General features: G+C 69.6%; 21 protein-coding genes. 10 read left to right on the plus strand and 11 right to left on the minus strand.

The window, feature by feature from the left end; genetic code table 11:
* Positions 1-9: 9 nt before the first annotated feature.
* Complete coding sequence (locus tag CyaNS01_RS13485) at positions 10-2835, minus strand: valine--tRNA ligase (protein ID WP_186697591.1); 2826 nt, start codon at positions 2833-2835, stop codon at positions 10-12.
* 165 nt (positions 2836-3000) lie between these two features.
* Here CyaNS01_RS13485 and CyaNS01_RS13490 point away from each other — a divergent pair, with 165 nt between their 5' ends.
* Entirely contained in the window at positions 3001-3420 is a 420-nt protein-coding gene (locus CyaNS01_RS13490; protein WP_186697593.1) for a nucleotidyltransferase family protein, read from the plus strand.
* Positions 3407-3778: a HEPN domain-containing protein gene (locus tag CyaNS01_RS13495; RefSeq protein WP_186697595.1), complete on the plus strand. Its 372-nt coding sequence runs from the start codon at positions 3407-3409 to the stop codon at positions 3776-3778. Before CyaNS01_RS13490 ends, CyaNS01_RS13495 begins: the two co-directional genes overlap by 14 nt.
* Positions 3779-3826: 48 nt before the next feature.
* On the opposite strand, the gene CyaNS01_RS13500 is transcribed toward CyaNS01_RS13495, so the two are convergent.
* Both CyaNS01_RS13500 and CyaNS01_RS13505 read right to left on the minus strand, forming a co-directional pair.
* Entirely contained in the window at positions 3827-4459 is a 633-nt protein-coding gene (locus CyaNS01_RS13500) for a 2OG-Fe(II) oxygenase (protein ID WP_186697596.1), read from the minus strand.
* Positions 4456-4947, minus strand: a complete 492-nt coding sequence (locus CyaNS01_RS13505; protein ID WP_225875696.1) for a protein phosphatase — start codon at positions 4945-4947, stop codon at positions 4456-4458. Before CyaNS01_RS13505 ends, CyaNS01_RS13500 begins: the two co-directional genes overlap by 4 nt.
* A gap of 86 nt (positions 4948-5033) precedes the next feature.
* On the opposite strand from CyaNS01_RS13505, the gene CyaNS01_RS13510 reads away from it, so the two are divergent.
* The 4 genes from CyaNS01_RS13510 to CyaNS01_RS15015 are packed head-to-tail and all read left to right on the plus strand — an operon-like array spanning position 5034 to position 7844.
* Positions 5034-5288 (plus strand): hypothetical protein, encoded by a 255-nt coding sequence (locus tag CyaNS01_RS13510; protein ID WP_186697598.1) that lies wholly within the window; start codon positions 5034-5036, stop codon positions 5286-5288.
* Between the two features lie 9 nt (positions 5289-5297).
* Positions 5298-6602 (plus strand): extracellular solute-binding protein, encoded by a 1305-nt coding sequence (locus CyaNS01_RS13515; RefSeq protein ID WP_186697600.1) that lies wholly within the window; start codon positions 5298-5300, stop codon positions 6600-6602.
* Positions 6595-7704, plus strand: coding sequence for a mechanosensitive ion channel family protein (locus CyaNS01_RS15010; protein WP_370561602.1), 1110 nt, complete (start codon positions 6595-6597; stop codon positions 7702-7704). The genes CyaNS01_RS13515 and CyaNS01_RS15010 overlap by 8 nt, the downstream gene beginning before the upstream one ends.
* Entirely contained in the window at positions 7641-7844 is a 204-nt protein-coding gene (locus tag CyaNS01_RS15015) for a hypothetical protein (protein WP_370561603.1), read from the plus strand. The genes CyaNS01_RS15010 and CyaNS01_RS15015 overlap by 64 nt, the downstream gene beginning before the upstream one ends.
* Here CyaNS01_RS15015 and CyaNS01_RS13525 read toward each other — a convergent pair.
* A complete protein-coding gene (locus CyaNS01_RS13525) occupies positions 7826-8755 on the minus strand; it encodes an SGNH/GDSL hydrolase family protein (protein WP_186697602.1) in 930 nt (309 codons plus the stop codon). The genes CyaNS01_RS15015 and CyaNS01_RS13525 overlap by 19 nt on opposite strands.
* Before the next feature lie 89 nt (positions 8756-8844).
* On the opposite strand from CyaNS01_RS13525, the gene CyaNS01_RS13530 reads away from it, so the two are divergent.
* Positions 8845-11508 carry a cation-translocating P-type ATPase gene (locus CyaNS01_RS13530; RefSeq protein WP_370561604.1) on the plus strand — a complete coding sequence of 888 codons (2664 nt, stop codon included), beginning with the start codon at positions 8845-8847 and terminating at the stop codon, positions 11506-11508.
* On the opposite strand, the gene CyaNS01_RS13535 is transcribed toward CyaNS01_RS13530, so the two are convergent.
* From CyaNS01_RS13535 to CyaNS01_RS13545, 3 genes are all read right to left on the minus strand, one after another.
* Positions 11509-12087, minus strand: a complete 579-nt coding sequence (locus CyaNS01_RS13535) for a Crp/Fnr family transcriptional regulator (protein ID WP_186697603.1) — start codon at positions 12085-12087, stop codon at positions 11509-11511. It abuts the gene before it with no gap.
* 350 nt (positions 12088-12437) lie between these two features.
* Positions 12438-13304: a DUF6671 family protein gene (locus CyaNS01_RS13540; protein ID WP_186697605.1), complete on the minus strand. Its 867-nt coding sequence runs from the start codon at positions 13302-13304 to the stop codon at positions 12438-12440.
* A gap of 5 nt (positions 13305-13309) precedes the next feature.
* Positions 13310-14650 (minus strand): cation:proton antiporter, encoded by a 1341-nt coding sequence (locus tag CyaNS01_RS13545; protein ID WP_186697607.1) that lies wholly within the window; start codon positions 14648-14650, stop codon positions 13310-13312.
* Between the two features lie 405 nt (positions 14651-15055).
* On the opposite strand from CyaNS01_RS13545, the gene CyaNS01_RS13550 reads away from it, so the two are divergent.
* Complete coding sequence (locus tag CyaNS01_RS13550) at positions 15056-16756, plus strand: SulP family inorganic anion transporter (protein WP_186697609.1); 1701 nt, start codon at positions 15056-15058, stop codon at positions 16754-16756.
* Positions 16757-16805: 49 nt separating this feature from the next.
* Here the strand turns inward: CyaNS01_RS13550 and CyaNS01_RS13555 are convergent, their stop codons facing one another.
* Positions 16806-17471: a Fe2+-dependent dioxygenase gene (locus tag CyaNS01_RS13555; RefSeq protein ID WP_186697610.1), complete on the minus strand. Its 666-nt coding sequence runs from the start codon at positions 17469-17471 to the stop codon at positions 16806-16808.
* A gap of 91 nt (positions 17472-17562) precedes the next feature.
* On the opposite strand from CyaNS01_RS13555, the gene CyaNS01_RS13560 reads away from it, so the two are divergent.
* Positions 17563-17802 carry a hypothetical protein gene (locus CyaNS01_RS13560; RefSeq protein ID WP_186697611.1) on the plus strand — a complete coding sequence of 80 codons (240 nt, stop codon included), beginning with the start codon at positions 17563-17565 and terminating at the stop codon, positions 17800-17802.
* 25 nt (positions 17803-17827) lie between these two features.
* Here CyaNS01_RS13560 and CyaNS01_RS13565 read toward each other — a convergent pair whose 3' ends face one another.
* From CyaNS01_RS13565 to CyaNS01_RS13575, 3 genes are all read right to left on the minus strand, one after another.
* Positions 17828-18094: a galactose oxidase gene (locus CyaNS01_RS13565; RefSeq protein ID WP_186697612.1), complete on the minus strand. Its 267-nt coding sequence runs from the start codon at positions 18092-18094 to the stop codon at positions 17828-17830.
* A 385-nt stretch (positions 18095-18479) separates the two neighbouring features.
* Complete coding sequence (locus tag CyaNS01_RS13570) at positions 18480-18893, minus strand: type II toxin-antitoxin system VapC family toxin (protein WP_186697613.1); 414 nt, start codon at positions 18891-18893, stop codon at positions 18480-18482.
* Between the two features lie 10 nt (positions 18894-18903).
* Positions 18904-19131, minus strand: a complete 228-nt coding sequence (locus CyaNS01_RS13575) for a type II toxin-antitoxin system Phd/YefM family antitoxin (RefSeq protein WP_186697614.1) — start codon at positions 19129-19131, stop codon at positions 18904-18906.
* Positions 19132-19262: 131 nt separating this feature from the next.
* Between CyaNS01_RS13575 and CyaNS01_RS13580 the strand changes: the two genes are divergently transcribed.
* On the plus strand, positions 19263-19778 hold the full coding sequence (locus tag CyaNS01_RS13580) for an HdeD family acid-resistance protein (protein WP_186697615.1): 516 nt from the start codon (positions 19263-19265) through the stop codon (positions 19776-19778).
* Positions 19779-19878: the final 100 nt, after the last annotated feature.

Consider the following 19878-nt stretch of genomic DNA (forward strand, 5'->3'; position numbering starts at 1 on the left):
CAGCCCGCTTCAGCCCAAGCCCTCCAGCCGTCCCCGCGCCAGCGCGGCCTGGGCTTCGGCCTCGGCCAGGTTGGCGCGGCACTCGGCCACCACCTCAGGCGGCGCCTTGCCGGCGAAGTTGGGGTTGGCGAGGCGACCGGCCAGGCCCTTGATCTCCTTCTCGGCCTTGGCGATGTCCTTTTCCAGGCGGCCGCGCAGGGCGGCCAGGTCCACCAGGCCCTCGATCGGCAGCAGCACCTGGAGTTCCCCGCTCACGGCCGCCAGGCAGCGCTGGGGCCCCGCCGCCTGGGCTTCAGCTGCATCGCCTGCCGCGGTGCCCGGATCGCGCACCTCCACCGAGGCGGCGCGGGTGAGGGCGGTGATGTCGCCGGTGGCCTGGCGCAGCACCGCCGCCAGCTCCGGCCGGCCGGTGAGGAACACCACCGGAGCGCTCTGGGAGGGCTTGAGCCCCGCCACGGCGCGCAGGTTGCGCACCACCCGGATCGCCTCGATCAGCTCGGCGAACTGGGCCTCGAGGCCGTCATCGAGGGCGGCTTCGTTCACGGCGGGCCAGCTCTGCAGGGCCAGGAAGCGGCCTTCCGCTTCGCCGCTGACCCCGTGCCAGAGATCTTCGCTCAGGTGCGGCATCAGCGGGTGCAGCAGCACCAGCAGTTCGGCGAGCACCTTGGCGAGCACCTGGCGGGCGACCCGCTGGTCGGCCAGCGCTTCGGCGCTGAGGGGCTCCCCTTCAACGGCGGGCCGGGGATTGAGGCGGCGTTTGAGCAGCTCGATCGTCCAGTCGCACACCTCATTCCAGGCGAACTCGTAGAGCCCCTTGGCCGCTTCGCCCAGGCCGTAGCTGCCGTAGCGCTCGGCGGTTTCGCGGTTCACCCTGGCCAGGCGCGAGAGGATCCAGCGGTCGGCGAGGCTTAACGCGGCCTGATCGGGCTCGCCGAGGCTGGCCGGGGTTTCACCGCCCAGGTTGAGCAGGGCGAAGCGGGTGGCGTTCCAGAGCTTGTTGGCGAAGTTGCGGGCCGCCTCCACCGTGGCTGAGCTGCCACTGGCGCGGTCGTAGTCGAGGCGGATGTCCTGGCCGGCTCCGGCCACCTCTCGCACCAGGGCGAAGCGCAGGGCATCGGCGCCGTAGCGCTCGATCAGGGGCAGCGGGTCGATGCCGTTGCCCGCTGATTTGCTCATCTTGCGGTTGGTCTCATCCCGCACCAGGCCGTGGATGTACACGTCCCGGAAGGGCATGCGGCCGGTGAAGGCGCCGGCCAGCATCGTCATCCGCGCCACCCAGAAAAAGATGATGTCGAAGCCGGTCACCAGCACGCTGGTGGGATACCAGGTGGCCAGATCGGCGGCGCTCTCATCGGGCCAGCCCAGGGTGGAGAAGGGCCAGAGGCCGCTGGAGAACCAGGTGTCGAGCACGTCGGGGTCCTGCTCCAACTGCAACGGCCGCCCGGCGGCCCGCGACGCCGCACCGAACTGGTCCTCGGCTTGGCGGCGCGCTTCGGCGTCATCGCGGGCCACCACATAGGGCGTGGCCTCGGTGATCACGCCGCCGGTTTCACTCACCACGAACCAGGCGGGGATGCGGTGGCCCCACCAGAGCTGGCGGCTGATGCACCAGTCGCGGATGTCGGTGAGCCAGTCGCGGTACACCTTCTCCCAGCGCTGTGGCACGAAGCGGGGGGCGCCGCCATCGAGGGCCTCGCGGCAGCGGGCCGCCAGGGGCTCGGCCCTGGCAAACCACTGGGTGGAGAGCAGCGGCTCCACCGGCACCTTGCCGCGATCGGAAAAGGGAACGCTGTGGCGGTGGGGCTCCACCTTCACCAGGAAGCCCTCGGCCTCCATCGCCGCCACCACCGCCTTGCGCGCCTCGAAGCGATCCAGCCCGGCGAAGCGGCCGGCGGCGGCGTTCATCGTGCCGTCCTTGGCCATCACCGTGATCAGGGGCAGGCCGTGGCGGGCGCCGATGGCGAAGTCGTTGGGGTCGTGGGCGGGGGTCACCTTGACGCAGCCGGTGCCGAAGGCCGGATCGACGTGCTCATCGGCCACGATCGGGATCGCGCGGCCCACCAGGGGCAGGGTGAGCGTGCGGCCCACCAGGGCGGCGTAGCGGGGGTCGTCGGGGTGCACGGCCACGCCGGTGTCGCCCAGCAGCGTTTCGGGGCGGGTGGTGGCCACCACCAGATGGTCGGCGCCGCCACTGAGGGGGTAGCGGAAGTGCCAGAGGTGGCCGTCGAGCTCCTTCATCTCCACCTCCAGATCGCTCACCGCCGATCCCGAGGCCGGGCACCAGTTCACCAGGTATTCGCCCCGGTAGATCAGGCCCTGGTCGTGCAGGCGCACGAAGGCCTCCACCACCGCCTTGTTCAGGCCCTGATCGAGGGTGAAGCGCTCCCGCTGCCAATCCACCGAGTAGCCCAGGCGCCGCAGCTGGCCCACGATCGTGCCGCCGCTCTCGGCCTTCCAGCTCCAGGCCCGCTCCAGGAAGGCGTCGCGGCCGAGATCGTCCTTGCTGCCGCCTTCGGCCTTGATCTGCTTCTCCAGGATCGACTGCACCGCGATCGAGGCGTGGTCGGTGCCGGGCAGGCACAGCACGTTTCTGCCCTGCAGGCGCTGGAAGCGCACGATCGTGTCGATCAGGGCCGTCTCGAAGCCGTGGCCCATGTGCAGGCTGCCGGTCACGTTCGGCGGCGGGATCACCACCGAAAACGGCTCACCCGGGGCCTCCGGATCGGGATGGAAGGCGCCGGCGGCTTCCCAGGCGGCCTGCCAGCGGGCTTCGGTGCTGGCAGGGTCGTAGGTCTTGGGCAGGGCGCCGTCAGGAGCTGGGGTGGCCTCAGCCATGGAAACGGTGCACTGGCGATGGCCCCATGGTCTCAAAGCGGTTCGCCGGCCGCCTGGCCGCGGTTCTGGGGAAGCGTGACCGGCACCTCAAGCAGGAATGCGCAGAACCTGGGATGCGAGCAGCGGGCCAGGCTGCGGACGAGGGAGTGCCGATAGCATTGCCGCATGGCAAGCGCCGTTGCCCAGCCCTTTCAGCCGCCGGCGATCCCGTGGCGGCAGAGGCGGACGCTGCAGCCGCTGGTGGATCTGGGTCCGGGCTTGGATCCGCACCTCTGCGGCCTGGCCCTGGCGCGGCTTTGCGCGGAACCGGATGTGCAGGCCGTGCTGGCCTTCGGGTCGCGGGCACGGGGCCACGCCCATGCCGATTCCGACCTGGATCTGGCCGTGATCGTTCGCCAGCCCCAGCTCACACCGACCGAGAAGGCCTCCTGCTGGCACCGGTTCCGGGAGCGGATCGGCCTGCTGGGGGTGGGGGTGGACCTGGTGGTGGCCGGCAGCACCGACGCTGAGCGACTGAGCGGCTCCCGCTGGCATGTGTTCGGGGATATTGCCCGGGAGGGGAGGGTGCTGCATGTCGCCGGCTGAAGACGCGCGGCTGCTGCTGGCGATCGTGCGCCGGCATCTGCGCAGCCTGCGCTTCGGCCTGGATCCCGCCTACCCAGAAGAGGACTGGGGCTTCACGGCGCAGCAGGCCCTTGAGAAGCTCCTGAAGGCCTGGATCGTGCTGGCCGATCGCCAGCCGCCAAGAGCGCACGATCTGGCTGATCTGGCGGTGCTGGCGCAACAGCCCCTGGAGGGAGTGCTGCTGGCGCTGCAGGTGTTTGCGGTGGAGGCCCGCTATGAGGAGGGACCCTTTCCCCTGCCGGCTCCGCGACAGGACCTGCTGGCTTTGCTGGAGGTGGAGCTGGGTCGTTGCGAGCAGACAGTTGAGGGGTTGGGCTGAGCGTTGCCACAAACTTCACCGGCCTTGAATCGCGCCTGGTCATCTCCGTCACTTCGCCGCCAGACGAGCCACGTAGGCCTCCAGGGTGCCGGCATTGATCCAGCCGGTGGCGATCGTTTTGCTGTGGTCGTGGCTCACCCGGCCGCGGTGGATGTGGGAGAGCCCAGCGGGGAAGAGCAGCAGCTTGCCCGCCTCGGCCTGCTCGTGGTGGCCCTGCCAGTGGAACTCGGTGCCCCCCTCGGGCAGGCTGTTGCAGTAGAGGATCCAGGCCAGCACACGTCGGTTCGGCTCGGTGTCCTCCTCGCTGAGGGTCCAGTCGCAGTGCCAGGCGTGGAAGGCCTCGCCCGGGGCGTAGCGCTGCAGGTTGAAGATCGGGTTCACGAACAGGGCCTGCTCCGGGCAGCACTGGCGCAGCAGCGGCCGCTCCCTCAGGTATTGGTTGAGGCCGGCCGTCACCCCCCGCAGGATCACCTCGGCCAGGGCGAAGGCCTCCGGATCGCTGGGGTCGATCGCCACCAGGCTGATGTCGGTGGACACCTTGGCGGGCGCGGCCTCGGGCCCAGCCTCCGGCCCGAAGGCCACCCCGGGGCGTTGCAGGTCGCTGCGCCGCTCGAAGAAGGCCATCACCGCATCGGCCAGGGCGCTGTAGCCGGGGTTGGTGTAGGTGGCGATCAGGGTCATGGCGTGGCGGCGGGCGATGGCAGCTGCCAGGGAATGGCCACCGCGCCCTCCAGGCTGCTCCAGCGCCCGCGATCGGCCACCAGCTGGGCCTCCAGGCCCGCAGCGGCCACGGCCGCCGCCGCCCGCTGCAGATCAACGGGGGCGCCGCCGGGGGCCAGCGGCAGCACCAGCGCCGCCCCCTCGGCGGGATCGGCCACCACCTGCAGCTGAAGGAGCTCCAGCTCCCGCGTGAAGAACTGCTGCCGCAGGCGGCGGCTCAGGGCCGGATCGAGGCAGGCCCGAAAGGTCCGCAGCCCGGCCTCGTCGCCACTGCAGCCGCAGTTGAGTGCCAGCCAGATCAGCAGTTTCACCCAGCTCTCAGTGCTCCAGAGCGGCGCAAAGCTGCTGCGGTGCTGGCGCACCAGCTCGCCGATGGCGAACGCGGCAAGCCGGCCCCGGGTCGCCTCAGGAGCGCTTTGGCGAGGGGGCTGGGCAGCGGGTTCGGGCATGGTCACGGTCAGGACAACCGGGAACAAGGGCTGCGCCATCCTCGCCAGTGGGCAAACTGCAGAGGCAACGTCCCTGGAGACGCCCAATGGCCCTGGATCTGAACGACCCGGAGCTCGAGTTCGCCGATCTGGTCACCGCCTATCAAAGCTGGGTGATGGCCGTGATCAACGACGAGAAGCTGGGTGGTGACCCCCTGCTCACCGACGACATCGCCGATGACGCGATCAATGCGATGCGCTTCCTGCCCGACGTGGTGACCAGCGCCATCGAGACCACCCTGGCCCGCGTCTACGACGTGGACCCCGAAGAGCTCGACGGCCTGCTCTACCCGGAGGACTGAGCCCCCACGGTGCCTGCTGCCCTGCCTCCCCGCCGCCCGCGAACGACGCTGCGCCGCCGCACGGTTTCCCTGGCCTGCTGCGCCACCGCGCTCCTGCCCCTGCTGAGCGGATGCGTCCCAGGCCTGGAGGAGGGGCAGGGCCCTTCCCGGGGCACCATCCTCTACATCGCCGTCGGCCTCGAAACGGTGCCGGATCTCGCCACCGAGCTCGAGCGGCAGAAGCAGATGCGCACCCAGCTGAGGCAGCTGCAGACATCGTTCCGCGATGTGCAGCCCGGGGTGCACCTCGAGCTGATGGTCTTCAACAACGAGCGCTTCGTACGGGAAATCGAGCGGCGCACCCGCAGCGGCCTGGCCCCCGACCTGATGCTGGTGGACGGCATCACCGCCGAGCGTCTGTACGAGCGGCAGCTCACCACACCGATCAGCGATCCCAACCCTGCCAGGGGTCTGCTGAAGCCTGAGGTGATCCCCTACGTGCAGGCGGGTCCACGCCAGTGGTTCGCCGTGCCTGTGGGCCTGCAGCCCCAGCTCGCCTGCTTCGACCGGAGCCGGCTGCCCCAGTCCCCCGGGACGATGACGGCCCTGCTGGAGGCGAGCAGCCGGGGCCACACCTTCGGCCTGGACCTCGACATCATCAATCTCACCTGGACGCTGGGAAGCCTGGGGGCGTTGCGAAGCATTGCCCAGGTGAGAAGCGGCGCGCCGGTGGATCCTGAGCAGATCGGCCCGATCCAGACCTGGCTGGGCTGGCTGCGGAACGCCGATCTCCAGCAGCGCATCACCCTGGTGGGATCCCAGGGCGAGCTGGTGGAAGGCCTGCGCATGGGCCGGTTCGACTGGATCCCCTGCCACAGCCGGGACGCCTCCCAGCTGCGCCTCAGCCTGGGGGCCAAGCTTGGCCTGGCTCCGCTTCCTTCCGGCCCCGGCGGCCAGGCCACGCCCATCTCGATCGTGCGGGTGTGGGCCTTCGGGAGAAACTCCAGCCCCAACCAGCACAAGGCGGCCCAGGCCCTGGTGCGCTTCAGCCTGAATCCACCGGTGCAGCGCGCTTTCACGATCCGGACTCAGGGGCTGCTGCCGGTGAGCCGCGCCGCGACCCTGCCGACCGCCAGCTCCGCCAATCTCGCCGCCCTGATCGCGGCCCAGGCCGAGGCCAGCGCCGCCCAGGAGCTCACCGAGTCCCTGATCGCCCTGCGCACCGAGCGCAAACCCCTGAACCGGATCCTGACCCGATTCCGCTACGGGGAGCTCAACCCTCCCGAGGCCGCCCGGGCCCTGATTGCGGCGATGCGCCGCCTGCCCCATGAATGAGCTCCTGCTCCAGACCGCCGGATGGGTGGGCTATCTCGGCCGCCCGGACGTGCTGCTGCAGCTGCTGGGGGTGGGCCTGGGGGTGGCGGGCTACAAGGTGATCGGCCGCCGGCTCAAGGGCCACCCGAAGGTGCTGCGGATCCGGCGGTCGGCGCTGCTCGGCAGCCTGGCCCTGTTCGCTCTGCTGCTGGGCCTGCTGGGCAGGCCCTATCTCCTGCTCACGGTGAGCCTGCTGCTGATCGCTGGCTGGTTCGGTCTTTCCCTGCTGCGCCTGCGGCTGCGGCACCGGATCCCTGCCCGCCAGCTGCACCAGCTCGACACCGGGCTGCTGCGGCCGCTCTTCCTGCTGGTGGCCTTCCTGGTGGTGGTGGAGCTGGTGGATTCACCGCGCAACCTGGCCCTGATCAAGGTGGGCTCCTGGTTCGGAGCCGACGTGACCGCCGGCCAGCTGTTCGTGGCCCTGCTGGTGCTCTATGTGCTGCTGATGGGCTCAGGGCCTCCCACCCAGGGGGTGGCCCGCCTGGTGCAGCGCCTGGTGGGCATCAGCGACACCGGCCGGCGCGCCCTGGCCCTGGTGCTGCAGTACTCGATCGTGGCGCTGGGCATCATCTGGACCCTCGATCATGTGGGCTTCAACCGCACCGGGATCCTGGCGGTGGCCGGGGGCCTGTCCGTGGGTCTGGGGTTCGGGATCAAGGAGGTGTTCTCCAACTTCATCAGCGGCCTCTGGCTGCTGTTCGAGGGTTCGGTGCGGCCGGGCGACATCCTGTTCATCGACGGCGACCCCTGCGAGGTGCGCAGCCTCGGCCTGCGGGCCGCCGTGCTCTGGCGCGACCGCGACAACGCCGAGCTGGTGATCCCCAACCAGACCTTCTTCACCACCACCACCACCACCTACACCGGCACCGACCATCTCCGCCGCGGCCAGGTGCTCGTGGGTGCGGCCTACCGCCACGACCCCGTGGCGGTGATGGCCGTGCTGGAAGCCACGGCCCAGCAGGTGCCTGGGGTTCTCGCCGATCCCCCCCCAAGGGACTGGTGCTGGCCTACGGCGATTCCTCGATCAACTACGCCCTGCGCTTCTGGATGGAGGATCCCCTGAGCAACCTCAGCATCAGCAGTGCCGTGAATGCCGCCGTATGGCGGGCGTTCCAGGAGCACGGGATCGAGATTCCATTCCCGCAGCGGGTGGTCCATTCCCCTGGCGCCAGACCGCTGGGCCCTCAGGCCGAAAAGCCATAGCTGCTGAGGTCAGCTGAGCGGGCAATCCGATCCACCACGGCGTCGGCCAGCTTTCCAGCAGTGCGTGCCGTGGGGTGCACGTCATCGAGAAACCTGGGTGAGGCCACGCTGTTCCACACCTGGAAGCCATCGATCACCTCCACCCCATCGTCGCGGCGGGGGGCGTTGTAGCGGCGCGCGAGCTGGCGGTTGACCCGCCGGGCCGTCTGGTCGACGAAGCGGCGCAGGCCCCGGCCCAGGGCGGGTTGCAACCCGGCGGCCACCCCTTTCACCGCGGGGGTCTGGCTCAGGGGCGCCAGCCCCAGAATCACCACCTCATCGATGGCGAAGCCGCCCCTGCTGGGGTTGCCGCTGATCGTGTCCACGGCCCGGCGGGTGTTGGCCACGATCCGGCGGGCCTGCTGGCGGCTCAAGCGCCGGTCATCCCGGCGGCCCGCACTGCGCAGCGCCCGCAACACCCGGCCGGGGCGATCGACCAGATCCAGCAGGTCGTTGCTGCCCGCCACGATCAGGGCATCGACATTGGCGCGGCGCGGCGCATTGGCCGCCACCACCCGAGCCTGGGAGCGGAGCCCGAGCGGGAAGCGGGCCAGGGCGGCCCGGCGGGAGCCCCTCAGGCCGGAGTTGGCGCCCGCATAGGCGAAGTTCCAGAGCTGGGTGCTGCTGTCGAAGCCACCGGCCAGGCGCTGCAGGGGCAGGCTGAGCAGGTTGACCCGGGTGGTGGAGCTCAGCCTGGCCCCGAGGCGGCGGGCAATCTGCTCAGCCAGCACCGGGCCATCGGAGGCCTTGCGGTTACCGCCACGGTTGTAGATGCGGTCCGCGAAGGGATCCTGCCCCACCAGCCTGGCCAGGGCGGTGGTGTTGCCCGTATCCACCAGGCTGTCCCCCAGAAGCACCAGAGAGGAGGTCATCGGCGGCGGCGGGGTTCTTGGCTGTGGACCCATGCTGCCGGCCAGGCGGGCAATCTGAGCACACTGGTGAAGCTCGCCCTGCCGTGCCCGTGCCGCCAACTGCTCCCTCGGCCGGTCAGCCCCCCGAGCTGCTCGATCAGGCCCACAGCACCGCCGCTGCAGAGCTGATCGACGCCCTCGGCAGCGACCCGGTGCGGGGGCTGAGGGGCGCGGAGGCGGCGCAACGGCTGCAGCGCTGGGGCCCGAACCAGCTCAGCCAGCGGCGCGGCAGGCCCGGCTGGCTGCGCTTCCTCGGCCAGTTCCACGATCCCCTGCTCTACACCCTGCTGGCGGTGGGGGCCGTGAAGCTGCTGCTGGGCGAGGTGAGCGAAGCCTGGGTGATCTGGAGCGTCACGGTGATCAACGCCGTGATCGGCGATGTGCAGGAAAATCGCGCCGAGACGGCCATCGCGGCCCTGGCCCGCTCGGTGCGCACCAGCGTCGAGGTGGTGCGCGGTGGGCAGCCCGCCCGGCTGGCCTCCGAACAGCTGGTGCCGGGGGATCTGGTGCAGCTGGAGGCCGGCAGCAAGGTGCCCGCCGACCTGCGGCTGTTGACGGTGCAGCAGCTGCAGGTGGATGAATCGGCGCTCACGGGTGAGTCGATGCCCGTGCGCAAGGCCACGACGCCGGTGGAGCCGCGGGCGCCTCTGGCGGAGCGCCACGGCATGGCCTACGCGGGCAGCCTGGTGACGGCCGGCCGGGCCTGCGGCCTGGTGGTGGCCACCGGCAACGCCACCGAGGTGGGCCACATCTCCCGTTCCCTGGCCGACCAGACCAGCCTCAGCACTCCCCTCACCCGCCAGTTCCGGGGCTTCACCCACACCCTGCTGCAGCTGGTGCTGGCCCTGGCGGGAGTCACCTTTCTGGTGGGGCTGGCCCGGGGCCGGGCCGCCGCCGAGATGTTCGATGGCGCCGTGGCCCTCGCCGTGGGCGCCATCCCGGAGGAACTGCCGGCGATCGTCACCATCACCCTGGCGATCGGCGTGAACCGCATGGCCCGCCGCAACGCCATCATCCGCAAGCTGCCGGCCGTCGAGGCCCTGGGCAGCACCACGGTGATCTGCTCCGACAAAACGGGCACCCTCACCCAGAACCGCATGACGGTGCAGCAGATCCATGCCGGCGGGGAGCGCTGGCCGCTTGATCAGTTGGCGGGAAGCGAGCACAACCTGGCCCTGCGCGACACCCTGCTGGCCGGGATGCTCTGCAACGACGCCCGGCCCAGCCAGCATGAGGGCCTGGTGGGGGACCCCACCGAGACAGCCCTGCTGCAGGCGGCCGCCGTGGCCGGTCTGGATCGGCAGGGCTGCCTGCAGCGCCAGCCTCGCCTGGACGTGATTCCCTTCGCCTCGGAACACCAGTTCATGGCCACCCTGCATGGCGATGGGCGCATCCTGGTGAAGGGCTCGCTGGAGGCGGTGCTGGCCCGCTGCGACAGGCAGCTCTCGGCAGCGGGCGAGCCCCAGCCCCTCGATGGCGCGGCCATCAGCGCCGCCGTGGCCGCCATGGCCGGCGCCGGGCAGCGGGTGCTGGCCTTCGCCTCCGGGCAGGCCGCCCTCCACCAGCGGCAGCTGCGCCCGCAGCAGTGCAGCGGCGGCCTGGTGTTCCTGGGTCTGCAGGGCATGCTCGACCCACCACGTCCGCAGGCGCGCGCCGCCGTGCAGGCCTGCCAGCAGGCCGGCATCACCGTGAAGATGATCACCGGCGACCACCGCGACACCGCCCGCTGGGTGGCCACGCAGCTGGGGCTGGGCCGGGGTGGCGCCGTGCGGGCCATCGAGGGCCGCGCCCTGGAGGACTGTCCCCCCGAACAGCTGGGTCAGCTGGCGCAGCAGAGCGATGTGTTCGCCCGGGTGGCGCCGGCCCAGAAGCTGGCCCTGGTGCAGGCGCTGCAGGCCGGCGGCGCCGTGGTGGCGATGACCGGCGATGGCGTCAACGACGCGCCGGCCCTCAAGCAGGCCGACATCGGCATCGCCATGGGCGAAGGCGGCACCGAAGTGGCCCGCGAAGCCGCCGACATGCTGCTCACCGACGACAACTTCGCCACGATCGAAGCGGCTGTGGAAGAGGGCCGGGCCGTGTACCTGAACCTGCGCAAGGCGCTCGCCTTCGTGCTGCCGGTGAATGGCGGTGCCTCGATGACCATCCTGCTGGGGGCGCTGCTCGGCCTGCAGCTGCCGGTCACAGCGCTGCAGGTGCTGTGGCTGAACATGGTGTGCTCGCTCAGCCTGTCGGTGCCCCTGGCCTTCGAGCCCCAGCCGCCGCACCTGATGAGCCAGCCGCCGCGGCCGCCCGGCGAGCCCCTGCTCAGCGGCCGTCTGGTGCGCCGGGTGCTGCTGGTGTCCGCCTTCTACTGGCTGCTGATCTTCGGGGTGTTTCTGCAGGTGTCCAGGTCTGGGGCCAGCCTGGAGCTGGCGCGCACGATGGCGATTCAGGCCCTGGTGCTGGCCCAGGTGGTGTATCTGATCTGTCTGAGCCAGGCCAGCCGTGGCGGCTGGCGCCAGTGGCGGCGGGTGCCGGTGCTGGTGGGCGGCATCAGCCTGGCTCTGCTGCTGCAGCTGCTGTTCAGCCAGTGGAGCTGGATGAACCGCTTCTTTGCCACCGCGCCCCTCAGCGGCAGCCAATGGCTGCTGTGCGGCCTGGCGATGCTGGCCATGCTGCCGGTGGCCTGGATCGGGGAGCGGCTCGACCCCACAGCGGGCTTCAGCGGCTGATCACTCCTCGCCCCAGAGTTCGGAGGCGGGCACCCGCAGCAACAGTCCACCGTTGCCATCACTGGAGAGCACGCCGGACTGGCGGAACTGGGTGAGGGCCTTGGTCACGGTGACCCGGGTCATGCCGGCGATGTCGGCGAGCTGCTGGTGGGTCAGAGGGCGTTCGCCGAAGCAGAGCCGCACGCCCTTGGTGGTCATCGTGCCGAAACGGGTGCCGAACCAGTCAAGCAATTGCAGCAGGCGAGCCTCGGCGGGGCGTACGCGGCTGAGCAGCAGCAGCAGGGCCGCCTGCCGCAGTTGATCCTCCAGAAAGCTGCGCTCCATCGGCACGGTGGTGTCTGCTTCTTCCACCACCACCACGGGGGAGAGGGAGCGCAATTCGATCGAAGGCAGACCGATCAGGGCGGGCATCACCATCTCGCCCGGGCCCCACACGCCCAGGGTGAGGGGATCGCAGCCGGGAACCCAGCGGGCAAGCCAGACGTAGCCCTTTTCCACGCGCCAGCAGAGATTGGCGGGAAGCGTCTCGCCGGCCCGGAGGCTGAGGCGCAGACAACGGCTTGACATGGAGACGGACATGATGGCGAAGGAGAACGATGGAGAGATAAAGCGGCAGCGGATTGCAGCTCAGCGATACAACGATGTGCCGCTGAGCTGTGATGACTCAACTGTGGTTAACCAGGGATCTTGATCAACCCAGGCAAACCGCATCGTGTGATTCAACCTGGTGCAGTCATAAAAAGAATGTTGTTCAAATTTGGGTCCGCAAACCTTAAAGCCTCTGTCAGGAAATGTGCCAACTGACACGCGCAGGATCCCCGATTGGATGCATAAGCCGGCGTAATCGGCAGTGGTTGACGGTGGCTTCAACCACAGCGATCCGTGCCTCAGCCACGCACAATCCCGCCCCCCTCAGCTGCCCCTCAGCGTCAGGGGTTGCACCAGGGGCAATGGCCTGGATCGGCCTGCTGCAGGCCGTCGCGCCGGGGCCGCAGCTCGGTGTGGGGGCAGGCGGCACAGCCCCAGCGCTCCTGGGCTGTCAGGGCCGTGGCCGTGCCACAGCAGCTGCAGGGCAGGCCGGGCAGCGTCGCCTGCAGCCCCCAGCCAGGGGCCCCGCAGGCGGGGCAAGGCCGCCCCAGGCGGCGCACCAGCTGGAAACCCAGCCGCCGGATACTCGCCATCCGGGTGGGGTTGCAGTGGGCGCGCATGTCGGTTTCGAGCCAGACGCGCCCCTCAGGGCTGGCCGCCGCGCAGCGGGCCAGGGCGTCCTCCAGCTCCGCCTGCGTGCGGATGGCCTTGAGGCATGGGCCGGGATGGCCTTCGGCCGGGCGGGCGATCAGAGCATGGCTGGGGAAGCGCACCTGGGCCAGCCAGGCCTGAACGCCCTCTGATGCGAGCTCGCCGGGTTCCAGGCTGCGGCGGGCCAGGCTGGTGGCCAGATCGAGGCGCTGCTCCAGCACGCTGAGGCCCCGCTCCAGGTCCACGAAGAGCAAGAGCTCCTGGCCCACCGAGAGCAGGGGCACGGCGGGATGGGGGCCGAAGCTGGCCTCGCTGGCCAGGCCGAGGCTGAGGCCGCTGGCCTCGAGACCGAGCAGGGCCTTGCGATGACAGGTGGCGCGGGCGTCGCCCAGCCGTTCCACCTCACCGCTGAAGGTGCCGAGCTGGTCGGTGTCGCAGGGCGCCACCTCCAGGATGGCGCCGAGCCCATGCAGGAAGGGCCTGGCCAGTGCCCGCTCCTTGCCATGGCGCGTGGTGAGGCAGACCCTGCGTCCCGCATAGGGCGACAGGGAGCCCATGGAGCTCAGCCGGGCTGGGTGGCCGGTTCGGCCTGGGAGCTGATCACCACCCGCAGCAGGATCGGGGCCAGGAAGGTGGTGCCGATCACCATCAGCAGGATGGCGGCTTCCAGGGACGGGGTGAGGATGTTGGCCTGGGTGCCCAGCCCGAGGAAGATCAGGCCCACCTCGCCGCGGGGCATCATCCCCAGACCCACCACCAGGCGGTTGGTGGGTTCCTTGCTGGTGTAACACCAGCCCGCCGCCACCTTGCCGGCCACGGCCACCACCAGCAGGAACATGGCCACGATCAGCCCTTCGCGGTTGGCCGGATCGAAGGGGTTGAGCACCGAGAGGTCCATGCCGGTGCCGATCAGCACGAAGAACACCGTGGCGAAGAGGGCCACCAGAGGTTTCACCGCCGTGTCGATGTCATGGGTGTGCTTGGAGGCACTGAGGATCAGGCCTGCGGCAAAGGCTCCCAGGGCCGCTTCCAGACCGATCGCCTGGGCCGCGAAGCAGCACAGGGTGAGCACCACGAAGCTGGCCACCGCCACATCGCCGGGTGCCTTGAGGCGGTCCACCACCCAGTCGAAGCCCGGGGCGGCCGTGCGGCTGAGGAAGAGCGCCGCCGCCACGAACACCACAGCCGCCGCGCAGAGCTTGAGCAACGGACCCACGGTGAAAGCGCCACCGCCGGCCAGAGACACCACCACGGCCAGGATGACGATGCCGAGGATGTCATCGAGCACGGCGGCACCGATCACGATCTGACCTTCCTTGCGCTTCAGCCACTGCAGCTCACCGAACACGCTGGCCGTGATGCCGATCGAGGTGGCCGTCATCGCCGCGCCGGCGAACACCGCCGGGATCAGGGGCACATGGAAGAAGTAATAGAGGCCAACGGTGCCGAGGGCAAAGGGCAGCACCACCCCGGTGAACGCCACCGTGCTGGCCTGAAGCCCCACCGCCACCAGCTCGTCGAGCTCGCTCTCGAGGCCTGTGAGAAACAGCAGGGCGAACAGGCCGAGCTGCGACACAGCCTGAAGGCTGGGGAAGGTTTCCCGGTAGATGGAGTCCACCGTTTCGGGAGAGACATCGGCCAGGGAGCCCACCAGGTTCAGCACCGCGCCACTGAGTTCCGCCTGGGCCTCGGGGGGCAGAATCAGATGCAGGCCGCTGGCGCCGATGAGCACGCCAGCCACGAGTTCGCCGAGGATGGTGGGGAGCTGGAGCCGCACCATCACCTCAGCGATGGCTCGAGCGGCCACAAAAATGACGAGAAAGCGGCCGACCCCGATCAGGGTTTCAGCCACTTCCGCCTGGTGACTGCCGATTTCCATCAGCAGCGTGGGCAGGGGAATCATTCACGAGAGAACAGGAGCGTGTCTTTTTAATGGGAAAAGCCGCATTGCGGCTGAAATGTCGGCATCGGCATCCCAGGCTTCCCCGGCCGGTCTGATCAGCTGGAGTGATCAATGGCACCGGCAGGGGCGTGCGGCAGGCGGCAGCGCAGGGCAGGATCTGTGGCCAGCAGGGGGTTCCAGCACAGGGCCGCCGGGGCAAAGGCAGAGACAGCAACCAGCCCGGTGGCAGCGACGAACACCGCTGATTCACGCCTGGCGGAGCTGCCCTGGGAGCACGCTCCAGGACCAATGATCACCCCAGCTGATCATTGCAATTCCCAGCCGTGGCGGCGCCCCGCGGCCTGAACGCCGCCGGCGCCAGCGTTTTCGCCAGTAATGTGCCGGCCACCACACTTCCCTGTAGCGATGGCCACTGATACGGCTCCTCCGGGGCGCTCACCCCTGCAGCTGCTGAACCACTTCAGCGCCAACAACATCAAGGGGGATCTGTTCGGGGGGGTCACCGCGGCGGTGATCGCCCTGCCGATGGCCCTGGCCTTCGGGGTGGCCTCCGGTGCCGGGGCTGCGGCCGGCCTCTGGGGGGCGGTGCTGGTGGGTCTGTTCGCCGCCCTGTTCGGCGGCACCCCCACCCTGATCTCCGAGCCCACCGGCCCGATGACCGTGGTGATGACCGCCGTCATCGCCAGCCTCACCGCCCAGGACCCGGAGAACGGCCTGGCGATGGCCTTCACCGTGGTGATGCTGGCCGGGGTGTTCCAGATCCTGTTCGGCCTGCTCAGGCTGGGCCGCTACGTGACCCAGATGCCCTACACGGTGATCTCGGGCTTCATGAGCGGCATCGGCCTGATCCTGATCATTCTCCAGATCGGCCCCTTCCTGGGCCAGGCCATCCCCAAGGGCGGTGTGCTCGGCACCCTCGGTGCCATCCCCTCCCTGCTGGCCGGGGCGCGCCCGGCGGAAGTCACCCTGGCTGTGGTGACCCTGGCGATCCTGTGGCTGACGCCGGCGCGGCTGAAGAAGGTGGCACCGCCCCAGCTGATCGCCCTGATCGCCGGCACCGTGCTCTCGCTCACCCTGCTGAGCGGCGCCGATGGCTCGGCTGAAGTGGAGGGCATCCGCCGCATCGGTGCCATCGCCTCCGGCTTTCCCCGGCTGGTGATTCCCCATGTGGAACTGCCCCAGCTGCAGCTGATGCTGATTGATGCCGCCGTGCTGGGGATGCTGGGCTGCATCGACGCCCTGCTCACCGCCGTGGTGGCCGACAGCATCACCCGCACCGAGCACAACTCCAACAAGGAGCTGATCGGCCAGGGCCTCGGCAACCTCGTCTCCGGCCTGTTCGGCGGCATCGCCGGTGCCGGCGCCACCATGGGCACCGTGGTGAACATCCAGGCCGGCGGCCGCAGTGCCCTCTCCGGCCTCAGCCGTGCCCTGATCCTGATGCTGGTGATCCTGGCCGGCAGTGGCCTCGCCGCCCAGATCCCCCAGGCCGTGCTCGCCGGCATCGCCCTCAAGGTGGGCTTTGACATCGTCGACTGGAGCTTTCTCAAGCGCGCCCACCAGATCTCGCTCACCGGCGCGCTGATCATGTATCTGGTGATCGGCCTCACCGTGCTGGTGGACCTGATCGCGGCGGTGGGCATCGGCGTGTTCATCGCCAACATCCTCACCATCGACAAGATGAGCGCCCTGCAGAGCCGCTCGGTCAAGTCGATCTCCACCGGTGACGGCGACCTGCTGCTCAGCCCCGAGGAGAAGCTGCTGCTGGATCAGGGCAAGGGCCAGGTGCTGCTGTTCCAGCTCACCGGCGCCATGATCTTTGGTGTGGCCAAGGCGATCGGCCGCGAACACAACGCCATCGGCGAGTGCAAGGCGGTGGTGTTTGATCTCACCGAGGTGTCCCACCTCGGGGTGACCTCCGCCCTGGCGGTGGAGAACGCCGTGGAGGAGGCGATCGAGAAGGGCCGCGAGGTGTTCGTGGTGGGGGCCAGCGGCACCACCCGCCAGCGGCTCGAGAAGCTCGGCCTCTACGCCAAGTTGCCGCCTGAGCGCACCGCCATCAGCCGCCAGGTCGCCCTGCAGCAGGCCGTGGGCGCGCTTGCCTGAGGCTTGCCTGAGCGCCGGCTCGTCGCCCGCCACGCCGAAAGCCCAGCCATCAGTCGCCCCAGCGGCGCAGCAGGTTGGTGTAGCTGCGGCTGATCAGGTCAAACACCTCGCCATGGCTCTGGCTGGCGAACAGAGCCCGGCGGGCGGTGTCGAGCTCGAACAGCAGCTCGCGCTGATCGGCCTGGCGCACCCGGCTCTGGATCCAGCCCACGGCCACCAGCCGCTCCCCCGCCAGCACTGGCTCCACCCGGTGCAACAGGGTGCTGGGGTAGACGATGGCGTGGCCGGCCCGCAGCCGCATCGCCTCCTCCGCACCGGGCGATTCCAGCACCAGGGCGCCGCCCTCATAGGCCCCGGGCTCACTCAGAAACAGGGTGAAGGAGAGGTCGCTGCGGCCCTCCTTCATGTAGGCGTTGTCCACGTGGCGGCCGTAACCCTCGCCCACGCCGCAGCGGCTGAACAGCACCCCGTGCACCCGCACGGGCAGGGCAGCCGCAGCCACGAGCGGATGGGCCAGCAGGGCCTGGCGCACCTGCTGGCTGAGGCGGCTGTGCAGTGGTGAGTCCGGATCGAGCTGTCGGTTGTGTTTCACGGTGCGGGCGTGCCAACCGGCGGTGTCGGCCCCAGGCCTCCAGACGGCTGACTCGACCCGCAGGGCCTCGCCCATGGCGGCCGCCTGCTCCGGAGACAGCAGGGGCTCGATCGCAAAGCGCATGGGGTGACCAAAAGCACGCCGAACGGTGACGCCTTGGCCCAATCCTCCGCCGTCACCAGCACCATGATCACTGAATACGAATACCCCTCCCATGGCCCGCTCCAGCCTCGCCCTCTTCCTCGCCACGGCAGGCCTGGTGGCTGGCAGCCTGGGCTGCGGCCGCCAGCCCGAACCCATGGAAGGGGGCGAAAGCGGCGAGGGCAGCGAAGGCAGACCCGAACTCACCAGTCCAAGCGGCACCACCCTGCCGAAAGACAACCGAGCCGGGGAGGACGGGGCGGCTGGTGAAACCGACGAAGGTGGTGAGGGCGGCGAAGCAGGCGAGGGCTGAGCAGGCTCAGCAGCCCAGGCCACCCTCAGGCCCGCTGGCCATGCAGGCCATCGCTCCAGCCCTGACAGCGGCGGGTGAGGTGCTCGCCGTGGGCGATCAGACCCCGGTGCAGCTGGCAGGTGAGCAGGGGGATGGCATCCGCAGCGGCCTGGTGCCGAAAGAAGCGGCAGGTGAGACACACCTGGCGGCTGCGGCTGGCCAGCAGCACGGGCTGCGTCAGATAGGGCCAGTTGCGAAAGGCCTCTGGGCCAGCCTGGCCTGCGAGCGGGAAGAGCGAAGGGGAGGCGACCATGGCAGCACGGATGAAGTACATCTGTACTAGCAGAAAAAGGCTCCGCCGAAACACACGGCCGTCACCCCCTCGGCGGTGATCTCCAGGGTCCAGTCCTGGACGTCGAACGGTGTGCTGCAGAAGGTCTAGGGCGTAAGCACCCCCACCACAGGCGGGGTCTGGGGCGAGCGAGCCGAGGGCACGTAAGGCCTGAACGCTCCATTCTCGGAGGCTCTCCACCAGATCAGCCTTGACGCTTTCGGCCTGGCGCTCGACCTTGCGCAGGACTTTCCCGGAAAGGGGAACCAATGAGCCTGCCAGTGCTCACGTCATCGTCCCAAGGGAGCAGTGGCGCCATCACTGAGGGCCTCCGGAACGTTCCCAGCACCAAACGGAGCCGTGCTGATCAGTCCACGGCTCGTACGTGGGATCCATAGCCCGTCAGAGCCCGATCGGCGCTCAGCAGCTGCAGGCCTTCCACCTGGGCCTGCACCACCAGCAGGCGGTCGAACGGATCGCGGTGGATCCAAGGGAGGTGCTGCACCGCCAGCACGTGCTCAGGGCGCACCGGGAGTTCGCGGAATCCCTGCCCCAGCAGACCCAGCCGCAAGGCGGCAGCCTCCACCTGGAAATCGGCTCGCCCGAGGGACGACTTGATGGCCACTTCCCACAGGCTCACCACGCTGAGCAGCAGCGGCTGGGCCGGATCGGCCAGCAGGTCGGCGGCTGTGGCCGGCAGCCGCTTGGGGTCGATGGCCCACCACAGCAGCAGCTGGGTGTCCAGGAGCAGGGGCTGGGGCTGGGTTTCGGTGGAGACCATGGCTGCAGGCTCAGCCGAACAGCGTGTCGATCTCGCTGGCGAAGTCGGTCTTCAGATCGGCACGTGCCACCGCAGAACCCCGTAGAAATCCGCCGCGCCTGGCTTCAGGAGCGGCTTGCACCGGCACCAGGCGAACGAGGGGGCGGCCGGCTTTGGCGATCACCACCTCCTCCCCTTCAAGGGCCTGGGCCACGTAGCGGGAGAGGTGGGTTTTGGCGTCGTGGAGGTTGACCTGCATGGCCGAGGCCTGGTTTCGAGTCAGCTTAGTCCATAAGTGGCTAAGTCGAGCGCAGCGGCAGGACTGAGCGGCACGCGGGAACAACCCGATGGCCAACAGCCCCTAGGGTTCACAGCAGCTGCCTTGCTGTGTTGTCGGTTCCCTCCTCCCCTACCCTGCGCTGGCTGACGGCGGCCCTGCTGTTCGTGGCGGCGGGACTGGCCCTGGCGCTGCAGTTTGTTTCGGCCACCCTGCTCACGATCGTGATCGGCGGCGTCGCCGTGGCGGCGGGGATCTCCCAGGCGCTGCGCCTCACCGGTGCCACCGACTGGAGCGGCAGGATCTTTCGCCTGCTGTCGGCGCTGCTCTATGTGGGGGGCGGGCTCTGGATCCTGGTGTTTCCCCTGGCCGGCGAGGTGAGCCTCACGCTGTTCCTGGGCTTCCTGCTGGCCTTCCAGGGGGTCATGGAGCTGGCTGGCGCCGCCGCAGCCCAGGGCCCCGCCAGGGCGCTGGTGCTGCTTGATGGCATCGTCACCACCGTGCTCGGCGGACTGCTGGTGGCCGAATGGCCCAGCGACAGCGTCTGGGCGATCGGCACCCTGCTGGGCGTCGGGCTGGGCATCTCGGCCATCAACCTGCTGACGAGCCCCAGGCCCGAGCCCGGCTGAGCTCACGCTGCATAGATCAATTGCTTGGAGACCTCGATATCGGCCCGCACGTAGGGATTACACACAGCGTCCGCCATCACCAGATCCACCGGCTGGCCGG

It is taken from the genome of Cyanobium sp. NS01 (assembly GCF_014280235.1).
GTDB lineage: Bacteria > Cyanobacteriota > Cyanobacteriia > PCC-6307 > Cyanobiaceae > NIES-981.